At 70.2% G+C, this 22899-nt stretch carries 21 protein-coding genes and 1 pseudogene; 13 read left to right on the top strand and 9 right to left on the bottom strand.

Annotated elements, in window-relative coordinates:
• Positions 1-8: 8 nt before the first annotated feature.
• From IG65_RS0110855 to IG65_RS0110825, 7 genes and pseudogenes are all read left to right on the top strand, one after another.
• On the top strand, positions 9-1181 hold the full coding sequence (locus IG65_RS0110855) for a glycosyltransferase family 4 protein (RefSeq protein WP_030514748.1): 1173 nt from the start codon (positions 9-11) through the stop codon (positions 1179-1181).
• Between the two features lie 123 nt (positions 1182-1304).
• Entirely contained in the window at positions 1305-1688 is a 384-nt protein-coding gene (locus tag IG65_RS0110850) for a hypothetical protein (RefSeq protein ID WP_030514747.1), read from the top strand.
• A 23-nt stretch (positions 1689-1711) separates the two neighbouring features.
• Positions 1712-2149 carry an SRPBCC family protein gene (locus tag IG65_RS0110845; protein WP_030514746.1) on the top strand — a complete coding sequence of 146 codons (438 nt, stop codon included), beginning with the start codon at positions 1712-1714 and terminating at the stop codon, positions 2147-2149.
• Entirely contained in the window at positions 2146-3447 is a 1302-nt protein-coding gene (locus IG65_RS0110840; protein WP_336622520.1) for an ArsA family ATPase, read from the top strand. The genes IG65_RS0110845 and IG65_RS0110840 overlap by 4 nt, the downstream gene beginning before the upstream one ends.
• Positions 3444-3806 (top strand): annotated as a pseudogene (locus IG65_RS39770) (hypothetical protein); the annotation flags it as partial. The gene IG65_RS0110840 and the pseudogene IG65_RS39770, both read left to right, overlap by 4 nt.
• Before the next feature lie 404 nt (positions 3807-4210).
• The gene (locus IG65_RS0110830) at positions 4211-5272 is read left to right on the top strand and encodes an ROK family protein (RefSeq protein WP_030514743.1); all 1062 of its coding nucleotides are present in this window, start codon (positions 4211-4213) and stop codon (positions 5270-5272) included.
• A 320-nt stretch (positions 5273-5592) separates the two neighbouring features.
• Positions 5593-6318: a 1-acyl-sn-glycerol-3-phosphate acyltransferase gene (locus IG65_RS0110825; RefSeq protein ID WP_030514742.1), complete on the top strand. Its 726-nt coding sequence runs from the start codon at positions 5593-5595 to the stop codon at positions 6316-6318.
• A 75-nt stretch (positions 6319-6393) separates the two neighbouring features.
• Here IG65_RS0110825 and IG65_RS0110820 read toward each other — a convergent pair whose 3' ends face one another.
• Positions 6394-6909 carry a polyadenylate-specific 3'-exoribonuclease AS gene (locus IG65_RS0110820; RefSeq protein WP_030514741.1) on the bottom strand — a complete coding sequence of 172 codons (516 nt, stop codon included), beginning with the start codon at positions 6907-6909 and terminating at the stop codon, positions 6394-6396.
• Positions 6910-7078: 169 nt separating this feature from the next.
• On the opposite strand from IG65_RS0110820, the gene IG65_RS0110815 reads away from it, so the two are divergent.
• The 3 genes from IG65_RS0110815 to IG65_RS0110805 all read left to right on the top strand — a co-directional run bounded on the left by IG65_RS0110815 (position 7079) and on the right by IG65_RS0110805 (position 9331).
• The gene (locus IG65_RS0110815; RefSeq protein ID WP_030514740.1) at positions 7079-8464 is read left to right on the top strand and encodes a class II 3-deoxy-7-phosphoheptulonate synthase; all 1386 of its coding nucleotides are present in this window, start codon (positions 7079-7081) and stop codon (positions 8462-8464) included.
• A gap of 13 nt (positions 8465-8477) precedes the next feature.
• Positions 8478-8870: a hypothetical protein gene (locus IG65_RS0110810; protein ID WP_030514739.1), complete on the top strand. Its 393-nt coding sequence runs from the start codon at positions 8478-8480 to the stop codon at positions 8868-8870.
• Between the two features lie 146 nt (positions 8871-9016).
• Positions 9017-9331, top strand: a complete 315-nt coding sequence (locus IG65_RS0110805) for a hypothetical protein (protein ID WP_146097653.1) — start codon at positions 9017-9019, stop codon at positions 9329-9331.
• A gap of 7 nt (positions 9332-9338) precedes the next feature.
• On the opposite strand, the gene pknB is transcribed toward IG65_RS0110805, so the two are convergent.
• Entirely contained in the window at positions 9339-11321 is a 1983-nt protein-coding gene (gene pknB / locus IG65_RS0110800) for a Stk1 family PASTA domain-containing Ser/Thr kinase (protein WP_036523989.1), read from the bottom strand.
• 136 nt (positions 11322-11457) lie between these two features.
• Here pknB and IG65_RS0110795 point away from each other — a divergent pair, with 136 nt between their 5' ends.
• On the top strand, positions 11458-11826 hold the full coding sequence (locus IG65_RS0110795) for an Rv2175c family DNA-binding protein (protein WP_030514736.1): 369 nt from the start codon (positions 11458-11460) through the stop codon (positions 11824-11826).
• Positions 11827-12155: 329 nt separating this feature from the next.
• On the opposite strand, the gene IG65_RS36765 is transcribed toward IG65_RS0110795, so the two are convergent.
• From IG65_RS36765 to IG65_RS0110775, 4 genes are all read right to left on the bottom strand, one after another.
• Positions 12156-13349 carry a phytoene/squalene synthase family protein gene (locus IG65_RS36765; RefSeq protein WP_081879387.1) on the bottom strand — a complete coding sequence of 398 codons (1194 nt, stop codon included), beginning with the start codon at positions 13347-13349 and terminating at the stop codon, positions 12156-12158.
• Complete coding sequence (locus IG65_RS0110785; RefSeq protein WP_036523986.1) at positions 13346-14935, bottom strand: alpha-(1->6)-mannopyranosyltransferase A; 1590 nt, start codon at positions 14933-14935, stop codon at positions 13346-13348. Before IG65_RS0110785 ends, IG65_RS36765 begins: the two co-directional genes overlap by 4 nt.
• Positions 14936-15045: 110 nt before the next feature.
• Positions 15046-16623 carry a phytoene desaturase family protein gene (gene crtI / locus IG65_RS0110780; RefSeq protein ID WP_036523983.1) on the bottom strand — a complete coding sequence of 526 codons (1578 nt, stop codon included), beginning with the start codon at positions 16621-16623 and terminating at the stop codon, positions 15046-15048.
• Positions 16620-17732, bottom strand: coding sequence for a polyprenyl synthetase family protein (locus IG65_RS0110775; RefSeq protein WP_231509135.1), 1113 nt, complete (start codon positions 17730-17732; stop codon positions 16620-16622). The genes crtI and IG65_RS0110775 overlap by 4 nt, the downstream gene beginning before the upstream one ends.
• 479 nt (positions 17733-18211) lie before the next feature.
• Between IG65_RS0110775 and IG65_RS0110770 the strand changes: the two genes are divergently transcribed.
• Both IG65_RS0110770 and IG65_RS0110765 read left to right on the top strand, forming a co-directional pair.
• Entirely contained in the window at positions 18212-19204 is a 993-nt protein-coding gene (locus IG65_RS0110770) for a methylenetetrahydrofolate reductase (protein WP_063833572.1), read from the top strand.
• Between the two features lie 150 nt (positions 19205-19354).
• On the top strand, positions 19355-20062 hold the full coding sequence (locus tag IG65_RS0110765; protein WP_030514730.1) for a hypothetical protein: 708 nt from the start codon (positions 19355-19357) through the stop codon (positions 20060-20062).
• Here IG65_RS0110765 and IG65_RS0110760 read toward each other — a convergent pair.
• The 3 genes from IG65_RS0110760 to IG65_RS0110750 form a co-directional block, all read right to left on the bottom strand.
• A complete protein-coding gene (locus IG65_RS0110760; RefSeq protein ID WP_051755710.1) occupies positions 20046-21269 on the bottom strand; it encodes a glycosyltransferase family 2 protein in 1224 nt (407 codons plus the stop codon). The genes IG65_RS0110765 and IG65_RS0110760 overlap by 17 nt on opposite strands.
• A gap of 69 nt (positions 21270-21338) precedes the next feature.
• On the bottom strand, positions 21339-22046 hold the full coding sequence (locus IG65_RS0110755) for a hypothetical protein (RefSeq protein WP_030514728.1): 708 nt from the start codon (positions 22044-22046) through the stop codon (positions 21339-21341).
• Positions 22047-22120: 74 nt separating this feature from the next.
• A complete protein-coding gene (locus IG65_RS0110750) occupies positions 22121-22882 on the bottom strand; it encodes a carotenoid biosynthesis protein (RefSeq protein WP_308248202.1) in 762 nt (253 codons plus the stop codon).
• Positions 22883-22899 lie beyond the last annotated feature (17 nt).

The raw sequence follows: 22899 nt of genomic DNA, 5'->3' as shown, positions 1-22899 counted from the left end.
TCGCCCCCATGGGCCGCACGCTGTTGATCACCAACGACTTTCCGCCCCGGCCGGGCGGCATCCAGTCGTATGTTCATTCGCTCGCGCTGCGGATGCCGCCGGAGGACCTCGTGGTCTACGCGCCCCGCTGGCGCGGCGACTCCCATCTGCGGTTCGATGCCCAGCAGCCGTTCCGGGTCGTGCGCCACCCGACCACCCTGATGCTGCCGACCCCGCTGGTGCTGCGCCGCGCCGCCACGCTGCTGCGTGACGAACGATGCGACACCGTCTGGTTCGGTGCGGCCGCACCACTGGCCCTGATGTCCCCGGCGCTGCGCCGCTTCGGCGCGGATCGGATCCTCGCCAGCACCCACGGCCACGAGGTGGGCTGGTCCATGCTGCCGGGCGCCCGGCAGGTGCTGCGCGTGATCGGTGACCACACCGATGTCGTCACCTACGTCAGCAAATACACGCGCCGCCGCTTCGCCGCAGCCTTCGGCGCCCAGGCTGCCCTGGAATATCTGCCGCCGGGGGTGGACAGCACCGTCTTCCGTCCCGATCCCGCCGCGCGGGCGGAACTGCGCGCCCGGTACGGCCTGGGCGAGCGGCCCACGGTGCTGTGCCTGTCGCGGCTGGTCCCGCGCAAGGGCCAGGACATGCTGATTCTGGCGATGCGCGAGATCCGCCGCCGCATCGACGGCGCAGTGCTGGTCATCGCGGGCGGTGGCCCGTACGAGGAGAAGTTGCGCGCGCTGGTGCGCGCGCTGGACCTGGAGTCGGACGTGGTGTTCACCGGGCGCGTCCCCGCCGCCGAACTGGCCGCCCACCACACCCTCGCCGACGTCTTCGCGATGCCCTCGCGCACCCGCGGCGCCGGGCTCGACGTGGAGGGCCTCGGCATCGTCTATCTGGAGGCATCGGCGACCGGCGTGCCCGTGGTCGCCGGAAAGTCCGGCGGCGCACCGGAAACCGTTCTCGAGGGCCGCACCGGCACAGTGGTCGACGGGCGCGACGAACGAGCCGTGGCCGCCGCCGTCGTCGACATCCTGTCCGATCGCGACGCCGCGGCGCGGATGGGCGCCGCCGGTCGCGAATGGGTCGCCGACCAGTGGCGCTGGGACGTTCTGGGCGGCCGGCTGCGCGGTCTGCTCGATCCCGGCGCGCATTCCGGTGTCCTGGGATCCGACGGCTCCGTCCGGTGAGCCGGCCGGCGCCCCGGCCGCGCGTGAGGGCAGGTCGCGCGGGCTCGGCACTGCGTTACCGCCTCCGGGCTCCGACCCAGTAGGCTCGGGCCTCATGAGCGAGCGCAGCAGCGAGCCACAGCCGTGAGCAGCATCCAGGTGGCCGACCAGACCTTCGTCGCCGCGCCCGGCGCCGCGGTCGCCGAGGTCCTGGCCGATCGGTCGCGATGGCACCGCTGGTGGCCCGACCTCACCCTCGAGGTGCGAGAAGACCGGGGTGACAAGGGAATTCGCTGGTCGGTCAGCGGGCCGCTGACCGGCACCATGGAGGTCTGGCTGGAGCCGTCGCTGGACGGGGTGATCCTGCACTACTTCATGCATGCCGAACCGCCGGGCGCGGCCGCACTCTCGCCCCGAACCCTGATGGCCGCCAACCGTTCCCGGCGGGTAGCCGGCAAGAAGATGTCGTTCGAGGTGAAATCGCGGCTGGAGGCCGGCCGTCCGGCCGGTGTGGCGCCGTCACGCTAGGTCGAAAGGAAACGCTGTCAGTCATGGCCGACCGGACCCAGAGGTCGATCACCATCGATGCCCCCTCGGATCGGGTGATGGCCGTCATCGCCGATCTACCGTCGTATCCCGAATGGGTATCGGCGGCACGATCGGTGGACGTACTGGAGACCTTCCCCGACGGACGGGCCCGCACGGCGAAATTCGTGCTGGACGCCGGCGTCGTCAAGGACACCTACGTGCTGTCCTACACCTGGCGGGCCGACGGCCGGGCGGTGAGCTGGAAACTGGTCAGCGGTGACCTGCAGAAGGCGCAGGACGGTACCTACGAGCTCATCGAGCAGCCCGACGGAACCACCCAGGTGGTGTACGAGCTGACCGTGGATCTCACCATCCCGATGATCGGGATGTTCAAACGCAAGGCCGAGAAGGTGATCACCGATACGGCCCTCAAAGAACTCAAGAAACGGGTCGAAGGCTGACCCGGCCTCCGCAGCGCGGTCGTGGTGCCGTCACGACCCGTCTCGAACTGTTCATCGGCAAGGGCGGAGTCGGTAAGACCACACTCGCCTGCGCGGCGGCCATCGCCGCGGTGCAGGCCGGACAGCGCGTGCTGGTCGCCTCGGTCGACCAGGCTCATTCGCTCGGCGACGCACTGGGTTTCCGCTTCGCGCACGATCCCGGCACGGTTGCCGGGGTGGTGACCGTCGCCCCCGGATTCGACGTCATCGAGATCGATTCGCTTGCGCTGCTGGAGGATCGGTTCCGCGACGTCGCGCGGATGCTGTCCGGCGCCGGCCACGATCACGGCATCGACCTCGCCGCGCTCGATCCGGCCGAACTCACCGGACTGCCGGGCGTGCAGGAACTACTGGCTTTGACCGAGATCGCCCAGTTCGCAGGGGAGGACGACTGGGATCTGATCATCGTGGACTGCCCGCCCTCGGCGGATATGTTGCGCATCGTCACCGCACCCGACACCCTGCTCGGCTACCTCGAGCGAATCTGGCCGACCCATGCCCGGGTGATGAGCGCGACCGGTACGGATATGCGGCGCGCGGTGCTGGCGGCGACGGTGGAGCGGATAGCGGCCGCGGTCACGGCGATTCGGGATCTGCTCGCCGATTCGCACCGCACCGGGGCGCGGCTTATCACCGGCGCCGAACGGGTCGCGCTGGCCGAATCCGCGCGGGTGCGTTCGGCGGCGGCGCTTCTGGGTATACGTCTGGACGCGGTGGTGGTGAACAAAGTGCTGCCACCGGTGCCGCCGGCCGACGGTGGCGCGCACCCCGCGGTGCAGTGGTACCTGCAGCGGCGCGCGGAACAACTCGACGTGATCGCGGACCTGCGCCGCCGGATGCCCGACGTGCCCGTGGTGATCGCCCATCACAGCGGCCCGGAACCGGTCGGACCGCGGGCGTTGTCGGCGCTGGCACAGGCATTGCCCGTTCGTGGCAACCCGCCGACTGCCGAACCAGACCCTATGCTGGGCGACACGACGCCGGAGCCGGGCACCGCGGCAGGGGAGCCGGAGGTGCGGTGGGAGTCGGGCACCGGGCTGGATTCGGTATTCACGCTGCGGATGCGCCTGCCGGTGGTCGACCCGGGCACGCTGCGACTCGGACGAGTGGAGGACGATGTGATCGTGGGAGCGGACGGGGTCCGGCGGCGGCTACGACTGGCGCCGGTATTGCGGCGGTGCACGGTCGACAGCGCCGAACTCGACGGTGAGCAGCTCATCGTGCGTTTCCGGCCCGACCCGGGGGTCTGGCCGCAATGACCCACACCCACGAGGACAGTTTCGGCGAATTCGCCCAGGAACTGCGTGCCCTTGCCGAAACCCTGCTCGAACGAGTCGAACCCGCCCTGCGCCGCGCGGCCGCCGACGGCCGCGAATGGGACAGCTGCAGCTGGTGTCCCGTCTGCGCGACCGCGGCGCTGGTTCGCGGCGAACACCACGAGGTGGTCGCCGCGGTGGCCGACCACGGCACCGCGATCGTGACCGTGCTGCGCGAGGCGCTGGCCGGAGTGCCGGTCGAACCGCTGCTCCCGGACGACCTTCCGGACGCCGACGACGAATCCGGCGAATACGATTCCGCGGCAACGGAAGTCGGCGCCGATCCGAGTTCGGAGCGAACGGAGCACGACGGGTGGATCGCGGGCGGGGCGGCCGGCGATGTGTCGGACGGCGGTGCCGAGGTGCGCGGCAGTGGGACCGAAGCCGAAACACGCGGCAGTGATCCGAGGGCCAAAACACGCGACAGTAGTCCCAGGGCCGAAGCGTGCGGGAGTGGTCCCGGTGCCGACGCGCGTGGCAGTGGTCCCGGTGCCGACCGCCGCGCGAAGGGTGTCCGACGGGATGCGGACGCGCCCGGAGACGAGCGCGGCGGCGCTACGGAGAAGGCCCGGGGCGCGAAGCCGGCGGCCGACGATCAAGGAAGCAAGGCGCGCCGCGGTGGCCGGCGCGCGGCCGAACGTGCTGGGCGGGGGCGGGATTCGGTCGAGCGACCCGGATACGTTCCCATCCCGGTGCGGATCAAGAAATGACCAGCAGGGTCGGAAGAGAGGCTCCGCTCACCGTCGGCATCGATGTCGGCGGGACGAATATCCGGGCGTCGGTCGTCGACGGGGACGGGGAGGTGCTCGACACCGTCCAGGCGCCGACGCCGCATTCGGCGCACGCACTCGAGGACGGCCTCGACCGCGCGGTCCGGGAACTGTGCGCGCGCCACGACATCGGGGCGGTCGGGCTGGCGGTCGCCGGATTCGTCGACGAATCCCGCTCCTCGGTGCGTTTCGCGCCGCATCTGCCGTGGGAGGACACCGCGGTCGCCGGCCGGCTCGGACGCCGGCTCGGGTTGCCGGTGATCCTCGAACACGATGCCAACGCGGCGATGTGGGCCGAATACCGGTTCGGCGCGGCCGCGGGCGCGCACAACGGCGTGCTGGTCGCCATCGGCACCGGCATCGGCGCGGCGCTGCTGGTGGAGGGGCGGCTGTATCGCGGAAGTTACGGCGTCGCACCGGAATTGGGCCATCTGCAGGTGGTGCCGCACGGCCGGATCTGCCCGTGCGGCAAACGCGGTTGCTGGGAGCGCTACTGCAGCGGTACCGCCCTGGTCGACACCGCGATCGAAATGCTGGCCACCGATCCGATGCCCTCGACGATCCTGGCGCGCGAGGTGGTCGGCGATCCGGGATCGCTGACCGGGCGCCGGGTCGCGGGCGCGGCCCACGACGGTGATCCGGTGGCGCTGCACGTGATGGCCGATTTCGCCCGCTGGCTCGGGCTGGGACTGGCGTTCGTCAGCGACATCTTCGATCCCGACCTGATCGTCATCGCGGGTGGCGTCAGCTCCTCGGCGCCGCTGTTCCTCGACGACGCGCGCGAGCATTACGCCGCCGCCATCACCGGCGGCCGTCATCGCCCGCTGGCCCGCATCCGCACCACGCAACTGGGTGAGGCGGCGGGGATGATCGGCGCGGCCGAACTCGCGCGCACGGCGCTCGAGACCGGGGCGGCCGAAGGGCGTTCGCGGACAACCGGCAGCGGTGTCGATTCGGCGGTCGTGAGCCGACCTCGCTCCGCCGCGGGCCGGGAATAGTCTTCGTCCTCCCCGCCGATGCCGCGCGACGGGAAGCGGATCGGCTTCTCGCGCCGGGGCGTCGAACGGGCGGCCGGGTCGCACGAGGTAGGGAGCAAACGATCCGGGGCGTCATACATCTCGCCGATTCGCTCGACGCCCGGTCGGTTTTCGCGCATGTAAGCACCTCATGTGTACCCGATTTCACCGATGTGATTGCGGGCATGTGAAATACCTCGTGTGGGGTTGGTCGCAGCAGGTCGGCGACGGTAGAGTCGGTGCCGACGGAGGTGCCTGCGACGAGGCCGGTCCCGTTCGACAATCACAGGGGAAAGGACGCAATGTTCTACTGGCTGCTCAAATTCGTGCTGGTCGGGCCCTTCATGCACATCTACAACCGGCCGAAGGTCGAGGGCGTGGAGAATATTCCCGCCGACGGAGCAGTCATCCTCGCCGGCAATCATCTGTCGTTCACCGACTGGTTGTTCACCCCGTTGCTGAGCCCGCGTCGCATCACCTATCTGGCCAAGGCCGAATACTTCACCACGCCCGGACTCAAGGGCCGGCTGCAGAAGTTCTTCTTCTCCGGCACCGGCCAGTATCCGATCGACCGCAGCGGCGCCAGCGCCGCCGAGGATGCGCTCAACACCGCTCGCAAACTGCTGAGCGAGGGTCGCATGGTGGGCCTGTACCCGGAAGGCACCCGCTCGCCCGACGGCCGCCTGTACAAAGGCAAGACCGGTGTGGCACGCCTCGCCCTGGAGACCGGTGTGCCGGTGATCCCGGTGGCGCTGATCGGGACCGACGAGGTGTGCCCTCCCGGCCCGTTCCGGTGGCGCCGCCGCCGCGTCACCGTGAAATTCGGTGCGCCGATCGACTTCTCCCGCTACGAGGGAATGGGCGGTAACCGCTTCGTCGAGCGGGCCGTCACCGACGAGATCATGTACGAGCTGATGCGGATGTCGGGTCAGGAGTACGTCGACGTCTACGCCGCCAGCCTGAAGAAGGGCGTGCCCTCCGGCAGCCGCCCCGAGGCCGAACGGATCCCGGAGACCCTGGCGAGCTGACTTTCGCCGTTACGTTCTAGGCCCCCGGACAACCGTCCGGGGGCCGAGTCGTATCGGCAGCGCGGCGCCCGCCGCCTACCGCCGATCGATACCGGTGATCGCGCCGCTGCGCCGGAACGCCTCGATGGCCTCGTACTTGGCGAGATTGTGCCGGGCGTCGGCCAGCGCGTCGTGCGCGTCGGCCGGCACCGGCGGCAACTCCGGCCGGCCGTGGTGATCCCAGTGCTGGCGCAGCTCGTTGGTGTAGCGCGGCAGTGCCGTCGGCAGATCCACCATCGACCCCCACAACTGGCAGAACGCCACATGGTCGTAGGCCCCCACCCACGCCCACAATTCCGGACGCACGGTCGGTCGCGGTACCAGGAATTGATAGAGGTCGTCGCGAATGCGCTGCCGGCTGCGCCACAGCGGCGAGGAGGGGGAGGGAAGTTTCGGCAATACATTGCGCCGTACCCACTGCCCGGCTCGCTCGGGGTCGAATTCCGTTGACACCGCGTAATATTCCCGACCGTCCTCGCAGACCACGCCGATCGAAATCAGATCGATCGTCACCCCGTCCTCGATGAATTCGCAGTCATAAAAATATTTCACGCGGTCGTGCCCTTTCCGATTCGGCGTACACCGGCGCTCGCGGTGATATCTCGGCCGAACCGCCCGACCCGGCCCGGCTCGAGGTTACGGCCCCGCCCGCGCCGACGTAATCATCGCCCCCTACCCTCCGGGTTACCCCGGGATTGCGGAAGGTCCGTATTCTGATCTGGTGAACTGGACCGTCGACGTACCGATCGATCGCTTGCCGGAACTGCCACCGTTGCCTGCCGAGCTCCGTCGGCGACTCGACGCCGCACTCGCCCGCCCCGCCCTGCAGCAGCCGTCGTGGGATCCCGAGCAGGCCGCCACCATGCGCACCGTCCTCGAGAGTGTGCCGCCGCTGTGCGTGCCCGCCGAGGTCGAGGAGTTGCGCCTGCGACTGGCCGAGGTGGCCCGCGGCGAGGCCTTCCTGATGCAGGGTGGCGACTGCGCGGAAACCTTCGCCGACAACACCGAGCCGCATATCCGCGGCAACATCCGCACCCTGCTGCAGATGGCGGTGGTGCTGACCTACGGCGCGAGCCTGCCGGTGGTGAAGGTGGCCCGGATCGCGGGCCAGTACGCCAAACCCCGCTCGGCCGATGTCGACGCACTCGGCCTCAAGTCCTATCGCGGCGACATGGTCAACGCGCTGGTCGCCGACGCGGCCCAGCGCGAGCACGACCCCTCGCGGCTGGTGCGCGCCTACGCCAACGCCAGCGCGGCGATGAACCTGGTGCGCGCGCTCACCGGCGCCGGGATGGCCGATCTGCACAAGGTGCACGACTGGAACCGCGATTTCGTCGCGCAGTCGCCGGCCGGTGCCCGCTACGAGCAGATGGCCTCCGAGATCGACCGCGGCCTGGCGTTCATGAACGCCTGCCGGGTGCAGGATCCCAGCCTGCAGTCGGCCAAGATCTACTGCAGCCACGAGGCGCTGGTCCTCGACTACGAGCGGGCGATGCTGCGGCTGTCCCACAACGCCGCCGGCGACCCGGTGCTCTACGACCTGTCCGCGCACTTCCTGTGGATCGGTGAGCGCACCCGGCAGCTCGACGGCGCCCATATCGCCTTCGCCGAACTGCTGGCCAACCCGATCGGCATCAAGATCGGCCCGACCACCACGCCGGATCAGGCGGTGGAATACGTCGAGCGGCTCGATCCCACCAACGAGCCGGGCAGGCTCACCCTGGTCGCGCGGATGAGCAACACCAAGGTGCGCGACGTGCTGCCGCCGATCATCGAGAAGGTGCAGGCCACCGGACATCAGGTGATCTGGCAGTGCGATCCCATGCACGGCAACACCCACGAATCCTCCACCGGCTACAAGACCCGCCACTTCGACCGCATCGTCGACGAGGTGCAGGGCTTCTTCGAGGTGCACCACGCACTGGGCACCCATCCGGGCGGCCTGCACATCGAGCTCACCGGAGAGAACGTCACCGAATGCCTCGGCGGCGCCCAGGACATCTCGGATCTGGACCTGGAGGACCGCTACGAGACGGCCTGCGACCCGCGCCTCAATACCCAGCAGTCCTTGGAATTGGCATTCCTGGTCGCCGAGATGCTGCGGTGACGGATCGGCCGTAGTGGACGTCGTATTTCGCAATGACGAGGGCCCCTCGCGCGGTGACGGCCGCCCGCGCGGGGAAGGGCCGGCCAGCGCGCAGAGCGCGCTCCGGATCGGCAACGCCGATCGCACCATCCTGCGGTTGCTGCGCGATCGCGACCGCGACGGGATTCCGTCGGAGGTCGTGCTGCGCGACGGCAGCCGCCTGCTGATCTTCAACATCTGCTGGGGCTACGAGATCTCCTGGGAGTTCGACGTGTCCCACGGCTACGCGCCTGCCGCTGCCGCCGCGCAGATCACCACCAACATCAGCCCGAGTATCGGCGGGGTGCCGGTGGAGGTGTTCACCACCGCGGCGGTGGTGGCGATCAACGATCCGGAGACCGGTGATCCGTTGCTGGCGGTCGGCTGACACCGCCTGCCGGGGAACCACGCGATCGTGACATGATCCGCAAAAGTTAGCTGTCCAGTTGCTGAACGCTCGAACCTGCACTAGGTTTCCAGGCGTGACCCTGCAGCGGCAATGGGCTGTGCGGGAAATGTGCTGAGAGGATCGCTATGCAGAGCGCATCGGTAGCCAGGGGATTGCAAACTGCGAGCAGGCCGATCGCCGCCCTCGCCGAACATGTGCTCGAGATCGACGGTGTCCCGGTGACGATCGTGATCGAACGCCCGGAGGTCGACCGCGCCGGAATCGCGTGGCGCTGCCGGGTGCGGGTGGTGCGCGGCAACGGCCGGCTCGAACATTCCCAGGTGGTGGGCGCCAGTGCCAGCGCGGTGCTGCAGCAGGCGCTCGACCTGGCCAGTCGGCGGCTGGGCATCAGCGAGGCCGAACTGCTCGGCGGCGCGGATGTGGGTGGCGTGCTCGGCTGAGCGCGGATCAGAACGGCAGGACGGTGAGGGTGACCGTGGATCCGGGCGCCACATTCGAACCGCCGAACGGGGACTGCACGCGGACCGTCCCGCGGTCGCCGCTGAACACCTGGTTCAGCACGACCTTGAGGCCCATCCCCTCGAGTTCGGAGCGAGCCACGGCGGCGTTCTTGCCGGTGACATCGGGAACCTGGATGGCGTCGGAGACGATCAGCGTCACCGTGGCGCCGGAGAGCACCTGGGTGCCGGCGGCCGGATCGGTGCCCGCGACCTGACCCGACTTGATCCTCGCGTCGAAGTCGGTGCGGGTGTCACCGACGGAGAGTCCGGCGTTCTGCAGCGCCGCCTTCGCCTCCTCGACGGTCTTGCCGCGCACATCGGGCAGCTTCACCGGCTGCGAACCCTTACTGCGGTAGACCTTCACCTGCGCGCCGGTCGGCAGAACCGTGCCGGGGGACGGATCCAGTTGCGCCACCGACCCTTTCGGGGCGGTGCTGGGTTTCTCGCCGCCGTCGACGGGGGTGAGCCCGGCATCGCGGATGAGCTGGTTCACCGTCTTCGTGTCCTGGCCGGGCTGAAACTGCGGCACGTGCGGCTGTCCGCTGGACACCAGGACGGCGACCGTCGACCCCTTCAGCACCTTCGCCCCGGCGGAGGGATCGGTGCCGACCACCCCGCCGACCGGAATGATGTCGGAGGCCTTGTCGCGCACGGTCGTCCCGAATCCGGCGTCCTTCAGCTTCGCGGTCGCCTGTTCGGTGGTCATCCCGGCGATCGCCGGCACCGACGAATAGCGGCCGACGCCCAGCCACCAGCCGCCGATGCCCAGCAGCAGCGCGAGCACCACCACCACGGCCGCCCAGATCAGCACCCGGCGCCGGGATCTGCCGCGATCGGGTACGAATTCCGGCCGATGTGGCGGGGCCGGTGGCTGGTGCGGACGCTCCGGTTCGGGCTCGGGCATCGGATGGGCCGCGGTCATGACCCGGGTGCGGGACGGTTCGGACGCGAGCCGGGTCGTCGCCTCGGTGACCGGCTGCGGGGTGTGGGCCGGTCCGGGGGCCGCGGCCGGGGTCTGCACGACGCGGTATCGCGCGGACAGGTGTTCGGCCGATTCCCGGGGGGCCGGTACCCGGTAGTCGGGCAGATGCAGCACGGTGGCGATGCGATTCAGTTCGGCGGCCATCTCGGTGGCATCGGCGAAGCGATGCGCGGGTTCGCGGGCGGTGGCGTGCGCGACCAGATCGTCGAACTCCGGCGGCACGCCCTCGATGAACCGGCTCGGGCTCGGCACGTCCTTCTCGACCCGCTGATACGCGATCGACAGCGAGGTGTCGCCGGTGAACGGCGCACGGCCGGTGAGCATTTCGAAGATCAGGATGCCGAAGGAGTACACGTCGCTGCGGGCGTCGGCGTTCCCGGCGGTGACCTGTTCCGGCGACAGGTACGCCGCGGTGCCGAGAATGACGCTGGCCGAGGTCATATTCGAGCCGGCCACCGCCCGCACCAGGCCGAAGTCGGCGATCTTCACCTCACCGGCATCGGAGATGAGCACGTTCTCCGGTTTGACGTCGCGGTGCACGAGTCCCGCGGCGTGCGCGACCCCGATCGCGCGCAGCACCGGCTCCGCGACCGCGCGCATCGCGTGCGGCGGCATCGGGCCGCGTTCGCGCAGCAGTTCGCGCAGGGTGCCGCCCTCGACGAGCTCCATGATGAGGAACGGATACTCCCCGTCGATGCCCTGGTCGTAGACCGCCACGAGCGAGGGGTGCTTCAGCTTGGCCACCGAGCGGGCTTCGAATTCGAAGCGGGTCAGGAACTGCGGGTCGCCGGCGAACTTGGGGTCCATCACCTTGATCGCCACGGGCCGGTCCAGCCGGGTGTCGACTCCCCGGAACACCATCGACATCCCACCGCGCGCGATCGGCGCGTCGATGCGGTAGCGCCCGTCCAGCGTCTGGCCGATCAACTGCTGTCCTCCGAATTTCACCTAGCGGTTGCCGCCCCCGTGACGGCACCCCCGATCGTATAGGCGTGCGCCGTCATGGTCGCTGATGACGTGCTCACGCCCCCGTCGAAACCGGGCGTACGCCGTATCCGGATGCCGACGGACTACCGTTGTGCGGGTGAGTGCATTTCCTTGCAGCGACGATGTCGTTCCCGAATCGGTAACCCTGCTCCCGTTGCCGGATGTGGCCGAACAACTCGGCATCGCGGTGACCAGAGTGCATCAGATGCTGCGCGATCATCAATTGATCGCGATCCGCCGCGGCGGTATCGCCGGTATCCCGAAAGATTTCTTCGATTCCTCGGGCGCGGTCGTCAAGCCCCTGACCGGCCTCATCACGGTGATGCGGGATGCGAAATATTCGAACGAGGAAATCCTCGAGTGGATGTACGCCGAGGACGACACCCTGCCCGGCCGTCCGATCGACGCCATGCACGGGCCGCTCGCCCGCGAGGTCGTCCGCCGGGCCGCGTCCGAACCGTTCTGAGGGGAGCGTTCGGTCCCGGATCGGGAGCGCGCCCGCTCAACGCTGCGAGTGCCGCGCGAGATAGTCGGCGGTGGCGGTCGTGCCCGCCAGGTTCGGGTGGTACGAGCTGACCATCCTGGTCGGATGGTCGAGGCTCGGGCGATAAAAACCGTCCGTTCAGGCGTCCGCCGCGCAGTGGCGGTCGGCGTCGGGCAGTTCGACCGCGGTGACGCCGGTGGCGGCCCTGAGCGCGGCCTGCAGGCCGTCGTAGGTGTGCCGCGCGGTGGTCGCCGTGTACGGGTCGAGGGCGATGGCGGGGCAGAGGTCCGTCGGTGACGGTGAGTTCGGTGTCAGGCGCGGGGCACGTTCGGCCGTGCCGTGCGGAACGCGCGGGGGACCGCGGTGTGAGAAACGCGGGGGAGCGGGGCGCGCAGCGGCGAGGCCGGATTCGCCGGGCGGCGCAATCCGGAACCCAATTCCGTGACCGCGACCCGGAGCCGCCGTGCGGTGGGAACCGTTGCGCGGCGGTCGAATACGGCGTAGTCGTGGCGCTCGATCTCGTCGAGGATTCCGCCGTACAACACGGCCGCGGTGCGAATGGCGGGGCGTACCCGCGGCCGGAGCAGATCGATGCCCGGCGCGGCGGTGCGATAGACCGCGCGGTTGGTCGCGATCAGATGTGCCAGGGCGCGGCGGACCCGCGGATCGGTCCGGCCGGTACGCCGGCAGTGAGCGAGCAGATCGGCGTCGACGCCGAAGGCCGCGAGTTCGTCGCCCGGCAAATAGATGCGCCCGCGATCGAGATCTTCGGCGACATCCCGCAGAAAGTTGGTGAGCTGGAACGCCTCACCCAGCGCGGCGGCCGCCGGTTCGGCCTCGGCCACCGGCACCACCGTGCCGAGGATCGGGAGCAGTTGCAGTCCGATCGCCGCGGCGGAACCGCGCATGTACTCCCGCAATTCGCCCATATCCGCATACCGATTCCGGAACAGCGGGCTACCCGGCACATCCATCCGCATGGCATCGAGGAACACCCGGAAGTGTTCGGGCGCAATGCGATACCGGGCGACGGTGTCGACGAGGGCGGCGAGTACCGGGCCGTCGATCGCCACGCTTTCCGCGAGCGGGGTCTCGGCCTCCGTTGTGCAGGCAGCGGCCCACCGCATCTCGGCGAGGAGCCCCGCATCCTTCAGTGCCGTACGGAGTTGCGTGTCGATTCGGTCCAGGCGCAATGCCGCCGTGAGATCGGCGTTTCCGGAATCGGGCGCGGCCTGACTGCTCATGCGACCGGAGGCGAGATCCCTTGCCGCCCCGGAGCGCTGGGCGCCGAGCGCGCCGAAATCGGCCGCGTCGCATGTGCTTTCGGCGCAATCCACGACATCGTCGACGGTACGTGCGAACGCGTAGAGCGCGTGCACCGCCGACCGCTGCGGCGGTGACAGTAACCGGGTCGCCAGGAAATAGGTGCGGCCGTGTTCCGCCGTGATGGCTCTGCAATGCCGGTATGCGGCCGCCAGTTCGGCGTCGGCGCCGCGGCCGGTCATTGCTTGGGTCTGCCCGAATCGGCGCGCAGCCGCAGCGGATCCACCTTGCGCAGCGACAGCGCCGCCACCACGGCGACGAAGGTGGCCGCCGCGACGTGCCAGACGTTGTAGAGGCCGATCGAGCCGCCCGGCTGGAACACCAGCATCAACCAGGTGCACAACCCCACCAGGATCATCAGGGTGGTGGTCGACATGGCGAACCCGGCGGCCAGCGCCAGCGGCCACGAGTAATACCAGGGCAGCGCCGCCGGCGACAGGATCACGATCGCGACGAAGGCGATGAGAATGCCCATCACCGCATCGCGTTCGGAGCTCTTGTAGCGCCACCAGGTCCACACCAGGATGGCGACCAGTGCGAGCGCGCAGAGTCCACGCGTCCACACCAGCACCTCGCCGAGATTCAGCGGCGTCACCCAGGTGACCATGTGCGCCATGATCGTCGGCAGCGAGAGCCAGTTGATGATCTTCTTCGACCCCGACAGCGCGGTCAGCCAGCCGATACCGACACCCGCGGCGGCGGAGGCGGCCACGAAGACCACCGCGAACACCGACACGCCGAGGCCCGCGATCTTGACGAAGGTCCGAATCGGGTGCGGCAGCGGCCCCTTGTTCTCCGCGGCTCGCCGCTCGCGTTCGTGAATCATCCAGATCCAGACCAGGAACGGCAGCGCCACCCCGGCCGTCGCCTTGATCGCGACACCGATCGCGACCACCACGATGCCGGCCGCGTGGTGGCGCTCCAGCACCAGGGCGATGCCGGCCGCCATCAGGCCGACCATGAGCATCTCGTTGTGCACGCCGCCGATCAGATGGATCAGCACCAGCGGGTTGAGCACCGCCAGCCACAGCGCCACCGTCGGCTTACCGCCGAGGTGTTTGGTCATATAGGGGACGGCCCACATCATCAGGGCCAGTCCCGGCAGCATGACCAGGCGCATCGCGATGGTGCCGGCCACCACGTTGTCACCGGTGATGCTGGTGATGGCCTGCCCCATGAGCAGGAAGATCGGGCCGTAGGGTGCGGTGGTGGTGGTCCAGACCGGGCTCACATTGTCCAGCAGCACACCGGGATTCACCACCGGCCCGACCTTGTACGGGTCGAAACCGTCGCGCAACAGCGCGCCCTGCGCCAGATACGAGTACACGTCCTGGCTGAACATGGGCACCGCGAACAGCAGCGGCAGGATCCAGATGCCGACGATCACCCGCAGTTCGTTCAGCGTCACGGTGCTGCCGGGGCCGCGACGGGCGCCGGTGCCGATGGTGATGCGTCCCAACCGGACCCACGCGATGATCATCGACAGCACACCCAGCCACACCACGATGGTGGCCAGCGCGTAGCCGTGCCCGAATCGCAGCCAGGACAGGTGGGCCGCTTCCAGCAGGGGATCGCTGCGGCGCACCGCGCCGGCGCCCAAGCCGCCGAAGGTGATCAGAACCGCGCCCCAGAAGCCGAGCAGGGCGGCGTGGCCCTCGGGGCTGCGGAAGAAGTCGCCGGCCCAGCGCACCCACCAGCGCACGGTGTGCACGGCCGGCTCGGGGACCGGCACGGTGGTCACCGGCACCGTGGTAACGGTGCTGGTCATCGGCGCTGTCGCGGGGGCAGTGTCCATATCGGGGGTCGGCATGGTTCGTCTTCCCCCCGGGAATGTCGGTGCGGTGCGGAACCGCGGGAGTGGTCAGTTCGCGGGCCAGTTTAATGGGTTGTCGGCAACCCTAGCGCGCCGGTCGGCGCCGTGGCGCCGTCGGCGTGCCGGAAGGGGCCGGCAATGCGTTCGGCGGCCAGTTTTCCGGACAGCAGCGCGGTCGGCACGCCGACCCCCGGCGTGGTCCCGCATCCGGCCAGCACCACGTTGGCCGGGGTGCGAGCGAGATTGCGGGTGCGGAACGGTCCGGTCTGGCGGAACAGGTGCGCGGCCGAGAACGGAGTTCCGGCGATCATTCCCTGCTCATGCCATGTCTGCGGCGTGTCGAGGTGATCGACGGTGAAATGTGCGGCGATACCCCGGTATCCGCGCTGCTCCAGCACGGCCAGCAGTTCTCGCAGGTACGCCGGTCCCAGACGCGGCCAATCCAGGGGCGCGGCATCGAGATTGGGGCACGGTGCCAGCACCGACAGCGGTTCGTAGCGGCCGGTGGGCCGTTCGACGACCTGGCCGGGATCGCTGAGCGCGGGCCGGGTGATCAGCAGCGACGGATCGCTCATCAGTCGCCCGCGGCCGCGCCGGGCGGCGATTTCGGCGAACGTCTCCTCCCAGGCCCGGCCGAAATCGATGGTGTGGTGGGCCTGTAGCGGCCACCGCGCCGCCACCTCGGCCGGGATGGTGCCGTGCGCGACCACCGCGGAAGGGGCCGCTCGCAGCGGGCGGTGCCGGCGAATGCCGAAGCGGCTCAGCGAGCCGAGGTCGGCGGTCAGGACCACCGCATCGCAGTCGAAGTCGCGCCCGTCGGCGGTGCGGACCCGCCGGGCGCGCCCGGCGTGGTAATCGATACCGCTGACCTCGCAGTTCAGTTCCAGTTGCCCACCGGCGCCGGTGAACGCGGCCGCCAGCGTCGCGGTGATCGCCCGCATGCCGCCGACCGGGTAGTAGACGCCCAGTGAGGTGTCCATATGCGGAATCGCGCCGTAGACGGCCAACGCCTGCGCGGGTGCGGTCCCGGCGTAGAGAGCCTGAAAGGTGAACAGCCGCGCCAGCTTCGGATCGCCCAGGATGCGCTCGACCCGCGGGCCGAGCCGGCCGAACGCGCCCAGCCGCACCAGTTCCCACAGCGCCGCGCGCTTCTCGGGTATGCGGACCATATCGAGCGGGGAATCGAAATTGGTGTCCATGAACTGGTCGTAGGCGCCGGCGTAGATCCGGGCCAGCCAGTCCCGCAGGTTCCGATAGCGTTGTGCTTGTGCGGCTCCGCATGCGCGGCGCACCTCGGCCGCCATCCGTTCCGGATCCGGATACACCCCGATCACGCTGTCGTCGGCGAAATGCGCCTGGTAGGCGGGATCGAGGCGGTGGATCCGCAGTCCGTGGGCCGCGGCGTCGGTGCCGACCGCGGCCAGCGCCTCGTCGATCAGCCCGGGCAGGGTGAGAACCGTTGCGCCGGAATCGATCTCGTAGTCCGGCCCGCGATAGAGGCCGACTCGCCCGCCCGGATGATCGGCGCGTTCGAGCAGGGTCACCCGGCGCCCGGCTCCGGTCAGATACAGCGCCGCCGCCAGCCCGGACAGGCCGGCGCCCACGACGACGATCCGATCGCACCGTCCGGCAACGGTTTTCACGACACCCGCCTGGTCGCGGCCAGCGCCATCGCGCGCAGCCGATCGCCGGCCTCGGGGGTGACCGAACTGGCCGCCAGCGCGCCGAGGCCCCGGTCGGTGAGTTCGGTGATGCGGCGCTCGACATCGTCGACGGCGCCGAGCCCGGTGATGAGGTCGCGCAACCGGGTGACCTGATCGGGAGCGAGGTCGGTGCCCAGCGACGAGCGCAACAGCCGCGCCGCGGCGGGATCGGTGGCGTCGGCGCGGCGCAGCGCCTCGGCGACCAGGACCGTGCGCTTTCCCTCGCGCAGGTCGTCACCCGACGGCTTGCCGGTGACGGCCGGATCGCCGAAGACGCCGAGCAGGTCGTCGCGCAACTGGAACGCGATGCCGATATCGGTGCCGAACTCCCGGTAGGCGGCGATCAGCTCCGGATCGGCCCCGGCCAGCGCGGCGCCGAGGTGCAGCGGCCGCTCCACGGTGTAGGCGGCGGTCTTGTACCGGTTGATCCGCAGCGCGGCGGCCACCGAATCGTCGGCGCCGGCCTCACCGTGCACGTCGAGCAACTGGCCGCCCATCACCTCGGTGCGCATCGCCGCCCACACCGGCGCGAACCGTGCCCGGGCCGCGGCGTCCAGGCCGGCGGCGGCGATCATGTCGTCGGCCCACGTCAGCGCGAGATCGCCGATCAGGATCGCCACGCTCACTCCGAAATGCGCCGAATCGCCGCCCCAGCCGTGGTCGCGGTGGCGATCTTCGAAGTCCACGTGCACGGTCGGGAAGCCGCGCCGGGTGCGCGAGGAGTCGATGATGTCGTCGTGGATCAGCGCGCACGCCTGCACCAGTTCCAGGGCCGCGCACGCGGTGAGCACCGATTCGGCCTGGTCACCGGATGGATCGCCGCCCGCGCCGAGCCATCCGGTCCAGGCGAACGCCGGTCGGGTCCGTTTGCCGCCGCGCAGCACGAAATCCTCGAGGGCGGCCGTCGCGGAGATGACGACCGGCCCCAGTTCGGCGACCAGTTCGCGGCGGTCGGCGAAGAATCCGGTCAGCGCCTGTTCGACCGCGCGCACCAGCGCCGCGGAGTCGTTCGGCGCCGGACGTGCCGGGCTGGCCGGACCAACGGACAACGCAACCTCCAGGTAGTTCGTCGTATCGGCGAGCCGATGCCGGGTACGCCGGGGCGGCTCCGGCGTGCCGAGGATGTGGCCGGGGCGAGACCCTGTGTATGCACCGGCGACAGCTGCGGCGGTCCCGGCCGGTCGTCGCGGGGAAGTCGTATCGCGGCGTCCAGCGGCCCATTGTGAACCTTACTGCGTCGGTTCCGTCGCCCGACAGCGCCGTAGCCGGCGCGTGACCGGCACCGCATCGCATCGGACGGGAGAGATCGCGGCCGGTCGGCCGATCCGTGCGCGACCGTCTCGTGGCGCTCGGGGTGGTCGGTCGACAGATCGTAGGCGGGTGGGGACCGCCGGCCCGGCGTCGTCGGGGCGGACGGTGGGCCGCGACGGCGATGCACAGCCCCGGCCGGAGGCGCACCAGCCGCTGGACCGGCGCGGATCCGGGCCGGGCGGCCCGTGGGGAGAGGGTGTCCTACTACACTGGACCGGTGAGTTTCGACAATGTACGGGGACGATCGACCCCAGGCCGACCTTCCCGGACGCCGTCCGGAACTCCCTCCGTGGTGGGGCAGCTGGGCCGCCGCCCCGACGGCACCATCCCGTTCTCGGTGGAATTCAATCCGCCGCGCGATGCCGCGGCCGAGGCGCGGCTGTGGCGCGCCGCCCGTGAATTCGAGCGGATGCATCCGGCGTTCGTATCGATGACCTACGGGGCGGGCGGATCCACCCGCGATCGCACCGCGCGCATCACCGGGCAGCTGGCCCGCGAAACCACACTGCTGACCGTCGCGCATCTGACCGCGGTCGGGCACAGCGTGGCCGAACTGCGGTCCATCGTCGGCAGCTACGCCGATGCCGGCATCCGCAACATGCTCGTGCTGCGCGGCGACCCGCCCGGCGATCCGCTGGGGGAGTGGCGCAAACATCCCGACGGTGTCGAATACGCCGAGGAACTGGTCCGCATGGTCTGCGAGCTCGGCGACTTCCACGTGGGAGTGGCGTCGTTCCCGCAGGGCCACTACCGGTCTCCCGACCTGGAGCACGACACTCGCTACCTGGTGTCGAAACTGCGTGCGGGAGCGGAGTATTCGATCACGCAGATGTTCTTCGACGTGGAACACTATCTGCGGCTGCGGGATCGGGTCGCGGCCTACGACGCCGAACAGGGCGCCAAGCCCATCATTCCCGAGCTGATGCCGATCACCTCGCTGCGCACCGTGCAGCGGGCCGAGGAGTTGTCGGGCCGGCCGCTGCCCGCGCGGGTCATGCAGCGGCTCGAGCAGGCGGCCGGTAACGATCCGGAGGCCAATCGCAACGCCGTGCGCGCGGTGGGCATCGAGATCGCCACCGAGATCGGGCAGCGACTGATCGACGAGGGTGCGCCCTGCCTGCATTTCATCACCTTGAATTTCGCCAAGGCGACCACCGAGGTGCTCACCAACCTCGGCTATACGGTGACCCCGGCGGCCGTCAGCGCCTGATCGGCGTTTCGCGGGCGAGTTGCCGCGCATTCGCCTCCACCGGCGGTACCCTCTCGTGCACCGTGACGACGCGGAGGTCCCCGAGTCATGCTGTGCGGCCCGGCGGACCGACCCTGGTGCGGATGTTCCGCTGAACTCAGGAGAACCCCGATGGCCGTGGTGACCAGTCTCGTCCGTCTTTCCGCAGCGCTCACCGTGACCGGTGCGCTGACCTTCGCCGGCGCCGCCGCCGCGACCGCCGCCCCGCCCGACCCTGCCGCCACCATCGCCGCCGTGGGCCAGAACCCGGCGGCGGCGACGGATTTGCTGACCGCCTATCAGACCGCGGTCGAATCGCTGAAACAGCTGGGCATGCAGCCGTTCCTGTATCCGTCCGGGTCGGCGTTCTGCCAGGACGGCAGCACCCTCGGACTCGTCCCGGCGCTGGCCGGCGCGGTACCCGGGCCTTGGCCCAAGCTGGCGGTGCCGGTGCCCGGACTGGATCTGTCCGCGGTGAAGGCCGGGCAGACGATGTTCGCCTTCGTCCCCTACGGCATGGGCCCCGACGGCGCCGACACCACCGGTATGCAGGTGGCCTGGTTCAACGTGTCCAACGGCCGCGGCGGATTCGCCGCGATGGGCCCGCTGTCCCAGGTCGTCGGCTCGATGGTGCCGCCGAATCTGCCGCCGGAGGTGCGCCCGGCGTTCGAGCAGGCGATCCGCAACTTCTTCCTGGCGGCGCTGCCGGTCGGCGGCGTGCGCGCGGTGCCGGTGGACACCGGCTCCGGAACGGTGCTGGCGGCGGTGTTCGGCACGGTCCGCAACGGCGCCAACACCTGTGCGTTCCTGCCGACGGTCGGCGTTACCTCGGTGCCCTGAGTTCGGCGCGCCCGGGCCGGGAACGGTCCGGGCCGTCCGGCACCGGGCGGCCCTTCCAGCGCAGCGCCCCGCGCCGATGCAGCAGCCACGACCGGCCCGACAGGCGCAGATACGCGCCGATCGACACCGGATGTGCCAGCGCCGCACCGATATCGGCGCCGCGCGGCAGCGTCCCGGATTCCAGTGAGCGGGCCAGCAGCCGGCTCGCGACACCCGCGCCGTAGCCGGCGACACCGATCCGCCGGACCCGGCCGCGACCGAACAGCGCGGCGAGGCCGGGCAGCACGTACGCGACCGCGGCCACCATATCCACCGCCAGGGCACCGGCCGGGCCGCCGTAGGCCGACCACAGCCAGCGGGTGTAGCCGCCCTCGACTTCGGCCGCGCCGCGGTACATGCGGGTACTAGCCAGCGTCCCCGCCGCCACCAGCACGGTGCGATGTCCGGCGCGGCGCAGCACCCGCGCCAGCGCCAGATCCTCGGTGATCGAACCGGCCACCGCCGCATGCCCGCCCACCGCGCGATAGACCGCGGTGTCGAAGACGAGGAACTGCCCACACGCCACCGCGGTCGACGGCCGCAGGCCGCGATCGGCGAGCCGCACCGGCAGCGTCGTGGCCCACGACCAGCACAGCAGCGGCTGCACCAGCGCCTCCGCGAGCGATCCCGCCCGCTGATACGGCCAGGGAGACACCGAACCCGCACCGCTGCGGCGCAATTCGCTCACCGCCGCGGCGATCGCCTGCGGGCGCAGCCGTACGTCGGCGTCGAGGAAGATCAGGACGCCGGGCGGTGGGTCGGCGGTGACGCCCGCGAGTTCGGCCAGACGCGCGCAGGCCGCGTTCTTGCCGGTCCATCCGGGTTCGGGGTCGGTGTCGGCGGCGACCACGGTGAATCGGTCGTCGTCACCGATCGCCTCGACGGCGGCCGCGAAGGTGCCGTCGGTGGATCCGTCGTCGAGGATCCAGATCCGCATGCGCGAAACACCTTGCTGGGCACGCAGATCCGCGATCAGCCGCGGTAGTCGTGGTGCTTCGTCGCGGGCCGGGACAGCGATGATCACCGGCTCGATCGCGGGGGTGGCATCTGCCCGCAGCCGCCGCATGCCGAGCCGGTTCACCAGGGCCATCGCACATCCCGCGCCGGCCACGATCGCGCCCGCCGTGACGAGCGGCTCGACGACCGACCGCGCACCGAGCCGTGTCATGTGGCCGTTCCCGGCGGCTGGGCCGAGACGGCGGAGGCGGTGCTCACGGGCGCCCATCGTGGCCCCTGATCAGGCGTCCTGCTTCACCCGCGGACGCCACGGCGGCGTGGGGTTGCGATTCAGATACGCCAGCACCGCGACCATGGCGGCCACCGCGAGGGTGATGCCGCCGACGATGCCGGCCCATCCGGCGAAGGAGCGGGTGTTCGGGTCGGCGTAGTTGACCTCGGCGCGCACGGTGCTCACATCGCCGGCCGGCAGCTTCCACGAGACCGTCGAATCGCCCTGGCGAGTGCCGTTGGTGGTGGCCACCCGGGCCGGGAAGGCGACGGTGAACTGCACGTCGGAACCCTGCGGCGGAACGGATTTCAGGTCGACCCGGCCGGTGAGGGTGACCTTGTCACCGGTGCGGATGAACTGCAGGTTGAACATGCCCTGCGTCTGATCCGACAGCGCGCCCAGCTGCTGCACCTCGCCGAAGGTCAGGTCGTCGAAGTAGACCTGGCTGCCGACGTAACCGTCCTGGCTGTAGGGCTCGACCCGGATCTTCGCGGCCAGGGTTTCGGGGGCCTTCAGCTCGGGGCCCTTGTCCTTGTCGTTGGCCGGGATCACGGCGGCCACCAGATGGCCGGACACGCGGTCGTTGGAAGACACGCCCATCGATACCTGGACCCGCAGGCAGCCGGTCAGCAACGGCGCCAGCAGCAGCGCCAGCAGGGCTACGGACCAGAGGCGATGACGCCGTGTTCGCCGCGGCGTGTGGGTCGACTCTGGCATCGATGGTGTCGGACTCGGCTGCACGGCACACATCGTGCCATGAGCCACAGTGATCGTCGGCACGCGACGGGCGTTTACGGCGGCGCGGGCAGCCGGTCGCGGTGCCGCGCCGCCCGCAGCACCCATACCGCCGTGGGTACGGCCACCAGCCCGAGACCGATCAGGCCGTACCCGGCGGACGCGGGCAGATCCAGGAACACCGCATGGGCCAGGGCCGATCCGAACCAGGTCCACAACAGCACCGCGATCGGTACCGCGGGTCCGGCGCCGCGCGGTGCGCAGCGGCGTTCGAGCACGGCGAGCAGTGTCGCCATCAGGGCGCCGACCGCGAACCAGCCGACGTAGTTCGTATACGGGATATCGCCGATTCCCGGCAGGCCCGGGTGGGCCGAACACCAGGTCCACTGCCCGTCGGCCACCATCTGCGGGTCGAGATAGAGGTCCCAGCCCACCGCCCCCACGGCCGTCGCGGCGACGCGGGTGACGGTGCGGCGGCACAGCAGCCCGGTCGCCACCCAGATCGGGTAGAGACCGCCGACCCAGGCCACCGGCACGAGCAGCGGCACCTGCGCGAGATCGGGACCCAGCCGGCCGTGCGCGTAGTGGTAGCAGCCGAACGGGAATCCGCTTGCGGTGCCGATCATCTCGGCGACCGCGCCGACGCCGCCGACGATCACCGCGTAGCCGGCCGCCCAGCCGATGCCCCGGGCCACCCAGGCGTGCAGCAGTGCGGTGGCCGCCGACAGCGCGACGATCAGGATCGTCATCCGATCGCGCGCCGAGCCGTCGGTGAGGGGATAGGCGATCTGGGCCGCGACCCAGGCCACGGCGGTCACCGCCGGCCATTGCCGCG

Origin of the sequence: Nocardia sp. NRRL WC-3656 (assembly GCF_000720265.1) — a bacterium.
In the GTDB taxonomy this organism is placed as follows: domain Bacteria; phylum Actinomycetota; class Actinomycetes; order Mycobacteriales; family Mycobacteriaceae; genus Nocardia; species Nocardia nova.
This window is presented reverse-complemented; position numbering and strand designations above follow the sequence as displayed.